This is a genomic window from Aeromonas sp. R2-1, from assembly GCF_040908425.1.
Lineage (GTDB): Bacteria > Pseudomonadota > Gammaproteobacteria > Enterobacterales > Aeromonadaceae > Aeromonas > Aeromonas caviae.
This window is the reverse complement of the sequence record NZ_JBFODR010000021.1, coordinates 76,794-90,149: the sequence shown is the minus strand read 5'-3', so window position 1 is coordinate 90,149 and position 13,356 is coordinate 76,794. Positions and strand designations below refer to the sequence as shown.

The window sequence follows — 13,356 nt, the reverse complement described above, 5'->3', positions numbered from 1 at the left end:
AAACCACCATGCAATGCATTGACCATGAACAACGCAATCTGGCGGGCCTGACACCCACCGAGCAGATCGCCATGAATACCGCCGGCTGCCTGCTGTTGCGCGAGCTGTTCAGCAAGACACGCTCAAGTCTGGATAACGACTGGCTGGCACTGAGCCAGACCAAGAAAGCGGCCATCTGTGCCATTGCCCGCCAGCCACGGGGCGAACTGATGACCGCCACCCTGTCAGCCCTGCCCCATGCACAGCGTGAGGCGATCAGGCTGGCGGTGATCGCGCTGGAGTATCAGAAAGCCTTTCACGGCGGTTGTGACAGCAAAGTCTGGCATCCGGCACTGAACACCAGATCCATCGGGGATATCGAGAGGGAGAAGAAAGAGAGAGCGGCAAAGCTTCGCTTGAAGCGCGCCGTGCTGGCGGCAAGCCAGATGACCGGGCAAGGCCCGCGCCCTATCGGGCAGTAAAAAGCCCGCATAACGGAGCGGCAACTCCAAGCGGGCCTTTATCAACAACGTATGAGGAAGTCGACATGGCAACTTTAGCGATCCCCTGCGCCCTGCGCAACCTTCGCATCCAGCAACGCAAGCTGACGGGCCGCTATGGCACCCGTCTTAGCCAACACCCTGACGGGATTGCGCTTATGGAACGCACCACCGCACTGGCTTGGGCTTCTCTGTTCAGCCGCATCAATCCCTGCACTCTTTCACAAGGAGCCTGACCATGCACACCCAACCAACCCAGATCAACCTGCTCAACCACCATGCGGCCAAGCGCCTGCGCCAGTTGCGGGAGCAGTTGAAACTGAGCCGCCCCAAGTTTGCCGATCAGCTCGGTATTCCAGCCACCACGCTCAAGAACTATGAGCTGGGATACCGCGAGATCGGCGGCGGTCTGTTCCTGCTGATCGCCAATCACCCGGATCTGAAACACCACTGCGATTGGCTGCTGACTGGCATCGCCACGCCGGAGGTGCAGGCATGAGCCGGATCTTTCATCCCATATCGGAACAGGAGGCACTGGCCCGGGCGGCAGAGCTGCCCCTTAACCTCGCCAGATTAACCCGTGTGCGTTTGCGCGGGTCGGAAGGGCGCAACCTGCGTGCCCAGGGCAAAACCAGCCAAGGCTGGCACCAGCTCTTTGTCACCTTGAACCGGAGGGCCTGCCCATGAGCGACGCCATCAAGATTGCCCGTCAGGCCCCCAAGCTCGTCGAAGGGCTGCTGGCCGACATGTTCGCAGCCAATGCCGAAGATAACCGCATCGCCCTGGGCGGGATTTACTCCGGCCAGCAATACATCCAGCTCCAACTGGTCGCCACCTGCAATCCGGCCGCCCTGCTGGATGACGACAGCGGTGAGGACGATGACGAAGAGGGGCCAGCCATGACCCCGACTCATGGCCCGCTGGTCACTCACTGGCTGGCAGCCCGCGCCGAGTTTATCGCCGCCGGTGGTGAAGCCCGGGGGGATAGAGACATCGCCCGGGAGCTGCTGGCACTCGGGGCCGTGCGATCCGTCTATTGGCTGGCGTTGGGTCAGGGTGAAACCGCCCTGGCCCGGGAGATTGGCGACTGGTGGCGCGAGTGCGCCCCGCTGCACGGACAAGGTGAGGTGATCCAGTGACCCATCACCTGCAACAGGAGCTGACCAGCCTGATGCACCGCTGGCAAGAGACCTATCGGGAAGACGCAGCGCGGCTGCGTCTATATCAACGGGAGCTGGCCAATGCGCGCAGGCTACCAGCCCGACCCCGGGCCAGTATCACGCTACTGCTGCGCCAGTGTGCGGCAGCCCGCCGCATGAAAGCCCATGCGCAGCAGCGCATCCAGGGCTGCCAATCCCGCATCAGCTTGTTATCTGGTACCGCCATCCAATGAGTCGAACAACCACCAGGCTGCCGCTGTCGAAAAGGACACTGCGGCAGCGCATCGATACCCTTTCCAATGCTCTACCCGGCGTCAATCTTGACGCCGCTTTCGTTGGCGTACCCGGCCAATCTGATCTGGCGTGGGCCGTGCAAGTTCTCGATGGCCTCTCCCCCCAGCTCAGCCAGACCCTGTTCAAGCAGTACGTGCGACGCCGCAAAGATGGCAGCACCCGCCATGCCCGCAATGGCAACATCTGGCTTCGTGAGCGGACCAAGCTGGTGCGCGGCCTTATCCAGGCCCTGCCAGTGGACCCGCAGGCGCTGCGCGATGAAGAGAGCCGTAAGCGGGTGGCGCATCAGTTCGCCAACCAGACGGCCGCCATCTGGCACAACATCGAGCAGGGCATCAAAGCCGGCGATGAGCCGGATCTGCTGCTTACATGGGAAGCCATCCGCCAGCCTGCCGACCAGTGGGGCTTTATAGGGGAGTTGCCCGAATTCAAAACCGTGGAGGTGCGTGATAACTGGATCCTGAGCGTGATGGTACGCCTGCTCTCTGCCAAGTGGTGGGAGAAGCGGATCAACCGCACCTGGGACCGACTGCAGGAGCACATCAACATCGTGCTCGGCAAGGTGCGCAAGGGGGTATCGGCGTATGTGTCGAACGCCACCATGAAGGTGGTGCGCGAGCGCAAGCGCGCCATGATGCGCTGGCTGGCCGAGTCGGAGGTGATGAACACCCAGCATGACCTGGTGATCTCGATGAAGGATTGCTGGGAGGCCAGCAACGCCAACCCGGTCAACCGCCGCAACGAGATGATGGTGCGGATGCGCGGCTTTGAGGACTACGCCGAAGAGCAAGGGCATGTGGGGGTCTTCTTCACCTGGACTGCGCCGAGCCGCTTTCATGCCTGGACACAGAAACACGACGGCAAGACCGTAGAGAACAAACGCTATGAAGGGGCAACGCCGCGGGAAACCTGCGCTTATCTGGCCAAGCTATGGAGCCTGACTCGGGCCGCTCTCAAGCGGGCAGATACCCCCGTCTACGGCTTTCGGGTGTGCGAGCCACATCACGATGGCACCCCGCACTGGCACATGCTGCTCTTTATGCGCCCTGCCAACAAATGGCGAGTGATCAGCACCCTGCAACGCTATGCCCTCACCGATGATCATCAAGAGCTGGTGCGCGATATCCAGGGGCGCCCGCCCTTCACCGACATCACTCCCCGCTTTGACTGGAAAGAGATAGACCCGGCCAAGGGCGATGCCACCGGCTACATCGCCGCCTATATTGCCAAGAACATCGACGGTGAGCATGTGGATGGTGATCAGGAGTCTGACACTCCTGCTGATCAAGGGGCCAAGCATGCATGTGCCTGGGCAAGTTGGTGGGGGATCCGCACCTTTCAGCAGATCGGCGGCGCCCCTGTCGGTGTATGGCGCGAACTGCGCCGCATCAGCAACGCCAAGAAGTACGGCGATCTGGTGGGCCCACCCAAGCCCGTGCTGCAAGACCCTCGCTTTGAGGCCGCCCGTTTTGCCGCGGATAACGGCATCTTCCGCTGCTACCTGCAGGCCATGGGTGGCGCCCTGGCGACCCGAGCCGAACACCCCATCAAGTTGGCCCACCTCATCGAGGAGCAGGCCAACGCTTACGGCGAAGACATCAAACGCTTGATGGGCCTGCACACCACCCGCCTGGGTGTACGCACCCGTTTGACAGGGTGGGAAGTAGTGCCCGCCGGTACCTTCGAGGCCACCAAGGCCGCCGAGGGTTCGGCTTGGGGTATTGGGGTTAAGTCGGGCGACAGCCCGGCTCCTTGGAGCTCTGACAATAACTGTACGCGGCCGGAATCTGAGGTCTTCGCAGACCAGATCATGAGGGAACAATGGGGGTTATCGCCCTTCTCCATCGACCGATTACGGGCTGGCGCAAGTATCAGCTCGGACGGTTTCACCCTTTGGCTAGAGAACGGACAGCTGCAGTCGTGCCACTTGACCCCATCGGGCGATGACGACCCTCTTATCGAGCTGGAATGGCTGCGTGCCATGGTCGGTATACCAGAGCTGGACGAACAGCCCGACGCCGTTCCCCCCGATGATGAGCATTGGCCGACGCTGGTGATGGATTGCTACGAATTGTTCAATGCTTGCGGATTCATGGCATGCCAGCAGTGGATCGCAGCGCTGCCCAATCCATATCGGTGTGAGCTCTGGCGCGTGCTGGATAAGTTAGACCGGGCCGAGCAACACGACACGCCTAGCCCACTGTTTGATGAACTGATGAGCGAGGTAGTGTGTGACTGATCTCTTTGCCTGGCTGGAAGCCCTGCAGGGCGAATTGCCCGCCACATTCCATAACTACAGGCCGTTGACGGCGCCGCAGTTTGAAGCGCTGGAGAGCCAGATATACCGGATGGGGCCCCAGATCGATGGCACCCCGGCATGGCCACCTGAGCAGATACTTGAATGGCTGCAACAGCAACAGCCGCGTATATAGAGTGGTGGCCATCGCCATGATGCGCCGAGTATACCGGCTGGAGCGGGTGGGGCTCCCTCTCCTACCTCAAGCCATTCCCGGCCGCCAGAAGGCGGCCCAAGCTGATGGCTAAACGACTCGCATCCCAGCTAATGATCCCTATGCTTTCCGCCGATGGCCGCACCGTGGGCAAGCGCCACCTTGTGGATGGCCTGGTGCCAGTGAACATCGACCAGAGCGGCACCATCCGTCGCGCCAGCACAGGTCGCACCCTCTGCCGATCGTTCCAACCCAGGCGCAGCCAAACAGCTCAATCCAACGTACCGACCAACCCTGCACCAGGTAGTGTCTGATCATAGTGAAAAAAGTTAAGACTGATAGTATTGTCACGCTCATGACTATTTTCACTTGAACTTATCCAAGGCTTTAAAATATGAGAATTAAACTGTTAGCAATTTTTATGAAACTGCAATCAGTTTGTAAAAACCTCAATAGGAGTCAAAGGTTTTTCTTTTGGGGATTAATTTTCTTACCTCCAACACTTATATCACTACTTGTAGATAACAAGATAATTCCTATTGCTTTACTTTCGTTTTCCTTACTCTTGCTCTTATTTGGAATAGTGTCTGACTTATTAATAATTTATAGAAAAGTTTGGGACACTATTATTGGAAAAGGTGTAATTTTAATAAGCTACGCTATGTGCACTACAATTTCGTATGCTTTTGCATCCCAACTAGTCAATGAGATTGTTGCATTCGATTCATCAAAACTAACAAGTTCAATCACATTCACATCTATTTTACTTATACCTGTTTTTATATTAGGGTTCAGCTTTATACTATTGGTCGGAATTCTAGTCTTTGGACAGTTCTACATTCTTTTCGGTTCACTTTCAAACAACTTTAATAATGATGAATGTTTCAAAAAGCTAGCATTTGCTAGTGCTGAAAACTACCCAAAAGCATCTTTCATTTCAAGGTGCGCTATATATCCAATTGTAGTCAGCTTCTTTCTGTTTTTTGGAAGTGATTTGATGCCTGCTTACGGTAAAAAAATTGAATATTGGACTAGTTGGTTTATCTATAACTTGGAAGCTGTAAAACACTCTCGATGTAAAGTAGGTGATTTAAATTCCAAAGTCATAAACATTAATGACAGTGAAATTATTATAGTAAATGAAATCAATGGTAAATTTATTTTCACTCCAGCGAAATGTATTTCTAAAATAGAGTGAAAAATCAATTTTCACATAGGCCTTGTAAGACCATCTGCCTCCCCTCGGGAGTAAGAGAACCCACTAAGCTCAACACCAATTGATTGGCCATTCGAGATGATGGGCTCAGGGTATGACTGAATGATAGTGTGGCCACCCAGCTGTGGCCACACTCTGCATCAGTACACTGACAGTAGAGATCCGAGACATCATCGCTCAGTCGGTTGGTTTTGGTAATGCGGCCCCGCTGGCCACACACTTTGCAATAAACCCGCATTACGCCCCCTTTTCTATCCAAATCAACAGCCTATCTTGCCACAGCAAATACTGTTTGTTTATACAGTTGAACCGATATTCTCCCGAAAATCGACCCAGAGGGAGCGAGGGAGTCCCGCGCTGTTGATGGCGTCCTGGACCAGCTCGCAAAGCGGCAACACCTCGTTTCGGGCATAGGTCGCATCGTACTTCTCGGGGTCTCCCAGCCCTCCCCCGCCATTGGTCGGGATAATGCCAGCCAGCGCCGCCGGGAAGCGATGGGATGTCAGCACATCCTGGGCTGTGATCCCCTTGATGGCGGCAAACTCGTCCTTGGTCGCTATGTCCCCGACCGGAATGAGCTTGATGCCATCGGGCTTGCCGTCGGGGATGTTGACGAACATCGAGCGGAAGTTCCCCACCCCCTTGGAGTTGGCGATCATCTCCTTCATCTCCTCCTCGGTGTCGTCGTCCATGTTCGGGTCGGTGGCGTAGAAGATGAACCCCATGTGGGCGCCGTTGAGGAAGTATTTGCGCCGAAACAGGGTTGCATCCTGGTTGAGCAGAGCCGACTGCAGGCCGCCCAGGTAATCGGGCATGCCATAGACCTGCTGCTCGGGGTCGTACTGGGCCAGCCAAATCACATCCTCCGGGCGGTAAATCAGGTTCGGCTTGCCCTGCTGCAGGTAGACAGAGCAGCCATCCTCGCGCCGGCGCAGGTAGACACTGGAGAGCGGGTGCAGCCCCACCACCTGGCCAAATCCATTGCGAATTTTAAGCAAGCCCGCATCCCCAAACTGCAGGTAGTTGTGCACGAACGCCGTGATGGTGGCGCGCTGGTTGGTGAAGCGCCCCGCCACCATGTTGCGGCGTGCCATCAGGATGGCCCCGTGGTGGGCGTTGGCCCTGGCCACCTTGGCCAGCCCCTTGCGCTCGATGGGTGGCTGGTAATACTCGCCATAGGGGTTGTAGAACACCCCGGTGTAATCGGTCATCCAGGCCGTGGGATCGATGGCCTCCGGCATGCTGAAGGCCACGGCGCTGCGGTTGGGTGAGGCGACCGCTTGGGCCGGTTGTTGTTTCTGTCGCTTGGTCATGCTGCCTTTTTCTCCTGGCTGGTTGCCCAGGTGGATTTGCGTTTTCGGTGGGTATCGAGGGGCTCATTGGCCACGGCGTGGGCGATGGCAAAAAACACGTCGGCGTGTCCGGTCACGTTGTCACGGGCAGCGCGGAACGTCATCTGGCCGCCGCCGGTGGTGCTGCGCTTGATGGCGAGAAACGCCAGCGGGATGTCCCGATCCGAGCTGTCCCACTCGATGCGATTCGCCTCCACCACGTCGATCATCTTGAGCACCAGTCGCGACTTGCTCTCGATGCTGTAGTTGATGGGGTGGCACACCCCTTTGAACACCGGCTTCAAGAGGTCAAACACCCCGGCGCCGATGCCGGAGACATCGACCCCGAGATACGTGACCCGGAATTTCTTGGCAATGCGCTCGATCTCCTGGGCCTGAAACTGGAAGTTGAGCCCGCGCCAGTAGTGCTTTTCCAGCACCCGGAAGCGCTCGCCGGCGACGGTGGGCGGGGCGACCACCACCAGGGTGGCGTTGTCGCGGGTACGGCTTGGGTCGTAGCCCAGCCACACCTCGCGACGCCCGAACGGATCGGGCCGCCCGGGCTTGTAGTCCTCCCACCGGGTCGGATCCACCCCCGCCCGCTCCATGTCCTGGAACTTGAACACCGACAGGGCATCGTCGATAAAGCGGCACATGTAGAGGCGGTCGAACACCTCCTCCGGGTACTCGTTCTTGAGCTCCTCGATGTCGATAAGGTTGCAGCCAAGGCGGATCGCATCTTCCAAGGTAATGATGTAACGCCATTGGCCATCGAGACAGACACGGCCACCGTCGCGCAACTCCTCTTCACCCGGGAAGTCTATACAAACCCGATCCGGCCTTGTTCCCTTCCAGCGATCCCCGGTCCAATGCCGGTATGCCTCGTGCACCTTGCTCGACGGGGTCGAGAAGTAGGTCTTGCGCCAATGGCTCTGGGTCGCCATGGCGCTGGCTACATCCGAGAGCTTCTCGAAGTTGGGGATCCAGAAGTATTCGTCGATGTAGACGTTACCGGAGCGGGATTGGGCGCTGTTGGAGTTGGTGGAGCAAAAATGGAGCTCAGCACCGTTCGACAGCACGATGGGGTTACCGGTCAGGGTGACCCCCAGGAAGGTCTGGGCAATCTTGCAGATATAGGAGCGGAACACCTCCGCCTGGGCCCGGGTAGCGGACAGGAAGATCTGGTTGCCGCCGGTCAGAATGGCATCTTCCAGCGCCTCGCCGGCGAAGTAGTAGGTCATGCCGATCTGGCGGGACTTGAGGATGTTGCGGGTACGCGGCAGCGCCGGGTCGTTCTTGGCCTCCCGCACACGCAACTGATAGCCGAACAGGGTGCCCAGCCACTCGGCAAAGTCATCGGCCGTCAGGTGGCCGATCTCGTTCTTGGCCTTCTTACCGCCCTTGCGACTGCCACCTGCCTGGCTACTGCGCTCACGCTTGCCACGGCTGGGCCCGGGCTCATGCCCTTGCTCACGCTGGACCTTGAGGGCCTGCTCGCGCTCGGCCCACTTGAGCGCCTTCTCTTTGAGGCTGACATGGTGGCCGATAAGTCGGTCCAGCTCCTCCTGCTCGCCCGATGTTTTCTTCTCCCGGTGCAGCAACACCTGCACCCGGCGAGCGATGGCATCCTCGACCGCTTCCTCGGTTAGCAGGTCACGCCAGCCGAGCTTTTCGGCCCAGTAGTAGATGATGCGACAGGAGTTGAGCCCCAGTTCGTCCTTGATCTCCTGGGGTGTCCATCGTTTAAGGTAGAGTCCCTTCGCCGCATTGCGGATCTCTTCGGGGTACGCCACGGCGCCTCCATCCGGTGAATGATGGCGCCATCATAGCCAGCCCCCTCCCCCCACTTATCCCACTGATGTTCTGAGCAATTCGGATTTCCTGCTGGATCCGAATCCCGCCGAACACCATAGCGTGAAACCCCCTTGCCGACCCGATAGCCTGAGCCCGCATCACTTGGGAGCAGGTATGAACGAATCAACCTTGAGAACTGGCTGGGTCTGTATCGCCACCGAAGGCAAAGCGGTGGACGGGCGGGACATTACCCGCGACTGGCTCACCGACATGGCCGAGACCTACGACCCGACTTATTACACCGCCGTCATCTGGCCCGATCACGATCGCTGGTCCAGCTACGGCACCGTGCAGGCGCTCAAGACCGAAGAGGTGGATGGCAAGCTCAAGCTGTTCGCCATCCTCTGCCCGAATCGGGATCTCATCTACTACAACCAGAACGGACAGTATCAGTTCTGCTCCATCGAGCCCTTCGAGAATTTCGCCGATCTGGGCCGCACCTACCTGCTGGGCCTCGGCGTCACCGACGAACCGGCCAGCATCGGGACCACCCATCTCAAGTTCAGCAAGAGCAACAAGGGGCAGGCCGTTGGCACCAGCGAGCCGCTGGACCTCTCCACGTTCAAGCTGCCCAAGCACGAAAAGACCGATGGCCTGATCGCCAAGTTTTTCAGCTTCCTGGCCAGCCACGGCGAGCAAGCCCCCCAATCACCCCCCAGCCAACCCGAGGATGAGGAAATGACCAAAGAACAGTTCGACCTGCTGCTGGGGGCCGTCAATGGCCTTGGCACCAAGATCGAAGGCTTCAGCACCAAGCTGGAGACCAAACCCACTACCGAACAGCCTACTGCACCGGCTGCTGAGCCCGCCAAGGTGGACGCGCAGCCCGGCATCAGCGCCGAGCAGTTCAGCAAGCTGGAAGAGACCCTGAACGGTCTGGCCAGCACCGTCGGCGAGCTGAAAGGCCAGATCGACCAGTTCTCTGTCGAGAAGCCGGGCCAGCGCCCGAGCGCCCTCGGTGGTGACGATACCCCTGCAGTCTATTAAGGAGCGACCGTGAGCCAGACTCTTACCGTTCAGGCCATGCAGCGCCTGGAGCAATACAGCAATGCCCTGGCCAAGGCCTACGGCATCCCCGTCAACGCCCTGGCCAAGCAGTTCAGCGTCACCGGCCCGGTGGAAACAGGCCTGCGCGCCGCCCTGCTCGCCTCCGTCGAGTTCCTCGGCCTGATCACCTGTCTGGATGTGGACCAGATCAAAGGTCAGGTGGTGCAGGTTGGCATCGGCAAGCTGTTCACCGGCCGCAAGAAGAACGGCCGCTTCAACGGCAAGATCGGCGTCGATGGCAATACCTACGAGCTGACCGAGACCGATTCTTGCGCCTCGCTGGACTGGGCGACCCTGTGCGTCTGGGCCAACGCCGGCAGCGAGGGCGAGTTCCTGCGCCTGGTGGGCGATTTCATCAACAAGGCGTTTGCCCTGGACATGCTGCGGGTCGGCTGGAACGGCGTGGAAGCGGCCGCCGATACCGATCCCGCCGAACACCCGCTGGGTGAAGACGTCAACAAGGGCTGGCACCAGATCGCCCGCGAGTGGAACGACGGCAGCCAGATCATCAAGGCCGAGGCTGGCAAGAAGATCTACTTCGACCCGGACGGCAAGGGGGATTACAAGACCCTGGACGAAATGGCCTCGGACCTCATCAACACCACCATCGATCCCCTGTTCCGCCAGGACCCGCGTCTGGTGGTGCTGGTCGGTACCGACCTCATCGCTGCCGCCCAGGCCAAGCTCTACAGCGAGGCCACCAAGCCGAGCGAGCAGATCGCTGCCCAGAAGCTGGCCGAGTCCATCGCCGGGCGCCGCGCCTACATCCCGCCCTTCTTCCCGGGCAAGCGGATGGTGGTCACCACCCTGGACAACCTGCACATCTACACCCAGCGCGGCACCCGCAAGCGCAAGGCGGACGATAACCAGGATCGCAAGTGCTTCGATAACCAGTACTGGCGCATGGAAGGCTATGCCCTCGGCGAGCACCTGGCCTATGGCGGCTTTGAAGAGGCCGACATCGAGATCGGTGCCGCACCGGCAGCCCCCGAGGCCTAAGCCATGAGCTCACCCGGTCAACGCCACAAGCAGCGCGTGCACGCCGTGCAGGGGGCCCAGCAGGCCGCCAGCTCAGGCGTCGCCACCGGCGCGGTGGCCGACAGCCTGCACCTGCAGCTGATTGCCCTGGAGCAGGACATGGTCCGGCTGCGCAAGCTGGCCCGCATCGGGGATCGGGTGAACATGAAACGCGACGAATTGATGCCCAAGTACCGCCCCTATGTGGAGCGCTATCTGGCTGCCGTCGCTGAGTCCGGCCAGCCCTATCAGAACGATCTGTTCCAACGCCTCATCATCTGGGCCTTCGATGTCGGCGACTTCGACGCCGGCATCGCTTGGGCTGATCTCGCCATTGCCCAGGGCCAACGCACCCCGGCCAACATCAAGCGCGACTGGGCCCACTTCGTGGCCGACACCGTGCTGGAGTGGGCCGAGAAGCAGGCGGCCGAGGGGCATGCCGTCGAGCCCTGGTTCTCCCGGGTATTCGACAAGGTGCGCAATGACTGGCGCCTCAATGAACGGCTGACCGCCAAGTGGTTCAAGGCCGCGGGTTGCCTGCTGCTGCGGGGCCACGACGGCCAGCCCCGCCCGAGCGCCGTGGGGGATAGCGCCACCCTGGAGCAGGCCGATCACTGGCTGGCCCAGGCCGACAAGCTGCACAGCAAGGTGGGCGTCGGCACCTTGCGCCAAAAGATTGCCATGCGCCTGCGGGCGCTCAATCCCGAATAACGAACCGACTCTCCGCGCCGTCGCACCCCGGCGCGAATGCCATGGACCGCCTCTGGCGAACCCAGCGGCAATTGCGTGGCAACAGGGGTGCACCTTTTCAACCAGCGAGGCAAGCCATGTTTGCAGGCAAGGACATCGACTATAGCGCCGCCACTATCCGCAATGACGGGTTCTGGCCGGATGTGGCCGTCGCCGACTTCGAGCGCCGGCGTGCCCTGCCTGCCGATCTGGACCAGCAGACCACCGGCGCCGCCTTGCTGGCCGCCGTCTCTGAAATCAACCTGCAGCTCGCCAGCCACCAGGCCGCCCTGCAGGGCAAGGGTTATGCCAGTGCCGCCGCCGTACCGGGTCCGAGCCTTGACGATGGCGCTGACTCCGGCAGAAACGCCCTGACCGAACAGTACCTGGCCGCCGTCTTCGCACGGGCCAAGGCGGCCTTGCTGCCGGAGTTCGCCAGCGTCACCGAGCGGGCCACCGCCAACAACCAGGTGGAGCGCTCCCCGGACCAGCGCGCCCAGTTACTGGCCGAGAGCCAGCAACTGGTGCGCAGCATCAAGGGCAAGCATCGGGCGGGAGTGTCGCTGATATGAGCGCCGCCATGAACGAGCAGCAGGCCCAGGGCTACTTCCTGCAGGCACTCCACGCCGAGTTGTTGCGGGTGCTGCCGGCCAAGTGCCACAAGCGCCTGGATAGCTGGATGGAGAACGGCACCATCAAGCTCGAACCCAGGAACATGGGGCCCACCGGGGTGGACGTGGCCTGGCTCACCTATCAGGCGGTGTTCACCATCGAGCAACTGCCGTTTCGCGAGCTCGACCCGGCCATTCTGTTGGCGGCCGTCGCCGCCTGGGTGCAGGAGCACGACGAGGTGCGCGGGCAGCTCGACCTGCCCGATCCCGAATACGCCGTCACCCCGAACGACGAGCAGACCGCCGATCTCGAGATCCAGCTCCCCTTCGCCGAGCCGCTGCGGCTTATCGAGCACCCGCAAGGGCCCATCAACTGGCTCGGCAAGCACTGGAACGTGGCTCCCTATGACATCTGGGTGGCCGAACAGATTGACCTGAACGTGGGTGATTCCGGCGCTCACCCGGTGGGTGGCCTCTCATGATCACCATCACCCTGGACACCCGTCGCGGCAAAGACCAGCTCAATCTGCTGGCCCTGCCGCCCAAGCAGCGCAAGCGCTTGGTATGGCGCGCCGCCAACGAGATGAAGAAGCTGGCCGCCCGTCACGTGCGCCAGCAGCAAGACCCCAACGGCAATGCCTGGGCTCCTCGCAAGCGGGGCAAACGCAAGATGTTGCGCGGCCTGCCCAAGCTGCTGGTGATCCACGAGCCGCGCCAGGATGTGGCCGAGGTCGGGTTCAAGAAAGGCACCATGAGCGCCCACGCCGGAGTCATCGCCAACACCCATCAGAAGGGGCACACCTACAAGGTGACGGCCGCCAGCCGGCGACGCATCGCCCCCAGTGAAGGCGACAAGCAGAAGCAGGCCACCAAGGCCCAGGCCCGCAAGCTGCGGGAGCTCGGGTTCAAGCGCCCCGGTCAGCGCAAGCGCTCATACCGCTCGGCATCGCTCGGCTGGATCACCGGCCACCTCAACTACGCCCAGGCGGGGTTGCTCATCAAGAAGCTCAAGGACGAACCGGCGGCCGAGAGCTGGGAAATCCATCTGCCGGCGCGCCCGTTCCTGGGCGCCAATGCCAGACAGCGGCAACAGGCCTTCGCCCGCGCCCTGCAGAGCATCGATTACGGCTGGGACGTCAACAAGCAAGACATGAAGGGGAAATAACGG

Annotated in this window: 17 protein-coding genes; 14 read left to right on the top strand and 3 right to left on the bottom strand. The window is 60.4% G+C overall.

Annotated elements, in window-relative coordinates; genetic code table 11:
* The first annotated feature begins 8 nt into the window (after nucleotides 1–8).
* The 8 genes from AB5Y80_RS05775 to AB5Y80_RS05740 all read left to right on the top strand — a co-directional run bounded on the left by AB5Y80_RS05775 (nucleotide 9) and on the right by AB5Y80_RS05740 (nucleotide 5,581).
* A complete protein-coding gene (locus AB5Y80_RS05775; RefSeq protein WP_368172636.1) occupies nucleotides 9–461 on the top strand; it encodes a hypothetical protein in 453 nt (150 codons plus the stop codon).
* A 65-nt stretch (nucleotides 462–526) separates the two neighbouring features.
* Complete coding sequence (locus AB5Y80_RS05770) at nucleotides 527–715, top strand: hypothetical protein (protein ID WP_048207736.1); 189 nt, start codon at nucleotides 527–529, stop codon at nucleotides 713–715.
* A gap of 2 nt (nucleotides 716–717) precedes the next feature.
* The gene (locus AB5Y80_RS05765; RefSeq protein ID WP_048207737.1) at nucleotides 718–978 is read left to right on the top strand and encodes a DNA-binding transcriptional regulator; all 261 of its coding nucleotides are present in this window, start codon (nucleotides 718–720) and stop codon (nucleotides 976–978) included.
* A gap of 400 nt (nucleotides 979–1,378) precedes the next feature.
* Nucleotides 1,379–1,618, top strand: coding sequence for a hypothetical protein (locus tag AB5Y80_RS05760; RefSeq protein ID WP_368172667.1), 240 nt, complete (start codon nucleotides 1,379–1,381; stop codon nucleotides 1,616–1,618).
* Entirely contained in the window at nucleotides 1,615–1,872 is a 258-nt protein-coding gene (locus AB5Y80_RS05755; protein WP_201997606.1) for a hypothetical protein, read from the top strand. Before AB5Y80_RS05760 ends, AB5Y80_RS05755 begins: the two co-directional genes overlap by 4 nt.
* Nucleotides 1,869–4,172 carry a replication endonuclease gene (locus AB5Y80_RS05750; RefSeq protein ID WP_368172635.1) on the top strand — a complete coding sequence of 768 codons (2,304 nt, stop codon included), beginning with the start codon at nucleotides 1,869–1,871 and terminating at the stop codon, nucleotides 4,170–4,172. The genes AB5Y80_RS05755 and AB5Y80_RS05750 overlap by 4 nt, the downstream gene beginning before the upstream one ends.
* A gap of 324 nt (nucleotides 4,173–4,496) precedes the next feature.
* Nucleotides 4,497–4,697 carry a hypothetical protein gene (locus tag AB5Y80_RS05745; RefSeq protein ID WP_368172634.1) on the top strand — a complete coding sequence of 67 codons (201 nt, stop codon included), beginning with the start codon at nucleotides 4,497–4,499 and terminating at the stop codon, nucleotides 4,695–4,697.
* Nucleotides 4,698–4,777: 80 nt separating this feature from the next.
* Nucleotides 4,778–5,581, top strand: coding sequence for a hypothetical protein (locus AB5Y80_RS05740; protein WP_368172633.1), 804 nt, complete (start codon nucleotides 4,778–4,780; stop codon nucleotides 5,579–5,581).
* Between the two features lie 4 nt (nucleotides 5,582–5,585).
* Here AB5Y80_RS05740 and AB5Y80_RS05735 read toward each other — a convergent pair whose 3' ends face one another.
* From AB5Y80_RS05735 to AB5Y80_RS05725, 3 genes are read right to left on the bottom strand one after another with little or no spacing between them, the layout of a single operon-like run.
* Complete coding sequence (locus tag AB5Y80_RS05735) at nucleotides 5,586–5,837, bottom strand: ogr/Delta-like zinc finger family protein (protein ID WP_368172666.1); 252 nt, start codon at nucleotides 5,835–5,837, stop codon at nucleotides 5,586–5,588.
* Between the two features lie 58 nt (nucleotides 5,838–5,895).
* Nucleotides 5,896–6,912 carry a phage portal protein gene (locus tag AB5Y80_RS05730; RefSeq protein ID WP_368172632.1) on the bottom strand — a complete coding sequence of 339 codons (1,017 nt, stop codon included), beginning with the start codon at nucleotides 6,910–6,912 and terminating at the stop codon, nucleotides 5,896–5,898.
* Entirely contained in the window at nucleotides 6,909–8,723 is a 1,815-nt protein-coding gene (locus AB5Y80_RS05725; protein ID WP_368172631.1) for a terminase family protein, read from the bottom strand. Before AB5Y80_RS05725 ends, AB5Y80_RS05730 begins: the two co-directional genes overlap by 4 nt.
* A gap of 175 nt (nucleotides 8,724–8,898) precedes the next feature.
* Here AB5Y80_RS05725 and AB5Y80_RS05720 point away from each other — a divergent pair, with 175 nt between their 5' ends.
* From AB5Y80_RS05720 to AB5Y80_RS05695, 6 genes are all read left to right on the top strand, one after another.
* Nucleotides 8,899–9,771 carry a GPO family capsid scaffolding protein gene (locus tag AB5Y80_RS05720; protein WP_368172630.1) on the top strand — a complete coding sequence of 291 codons (873 nt, stop codon included), beginning with the start codon at nucleotides 8,899–8,901 and terminating at the stop codon, nucleotides 9,769–9,771.
* Nucleotides 9,772–9,780: 9 nt separating this feature from the next.
* On the top strand, nucleotides 9,781–10,830 hold the full coding sequence (locus tag AB5Y80_RS05715; RefSeq protein ID WP_279986741.1) for a phage major capsid protein, P2 family: 1,050 nt from the start codon (nucleotides 9,781–9,783) through the stop codon (nucleotides 10,828–10,830).
* A gap of 3 nt (nucleotides 10,831–10,833) precedes the next feature.
* Nucleotides 10,834–11,559, top strand: a complete 726-nt coding sequence (locus AB5Y80_RS05710; RefSeq protein ID WP_324045714.1) for a terminase endonuclease subunit — start codon at nucleotides 10,834–10,836, stop codon at nucleotides 11,557–11,559.
* 116 nt (nucleotides 11,560–11,675) lie between these two features.
* On the top strand, nucleotides 11,676–12,149 hold the full coding sequence (locus AB5Y80_RS05705; protein ID WP_218291362.1) for a head completion/stabilization protein: 474 nt from the start codon (nucleotides 11,676–11,678) through the stop codon (nucleotides 12,147–12,149).
* Complete coding sequence (locus AB5Y80_RS05700) at nucleotides 12,146–12,670, top strand: phage tail protein (RefSeq protein ID WP_368172629.1); 525 nt, start codon at nucleotides 12,146–12,148, stop codon at nucleotides 12,668–12,670. Before AB5Y80_RS05705 ends, AB5Y80_RS05700 begins: the two co-directional genes overlap by 4 nt.
* Complete coding sequence (locus AB5Y80_RS05695; RefSeq protein ID WP_368172628.1) at nucleotides 12,667–13,353, top strand: phage virion morphogenesis protein; 687 nt, start codon at nucleotides 12,667–12,669, stop codon at nucleotides 13,351–13,353. The genes AB5Y80_RS05700 and AB5Y80_RS05695 overlap by 4 nt, the downstream gene beginning before the upstream one ends.
* The last annotated feature ends 3 nt before the right edge of the window (nucleotides 13,354–13,356 follow it).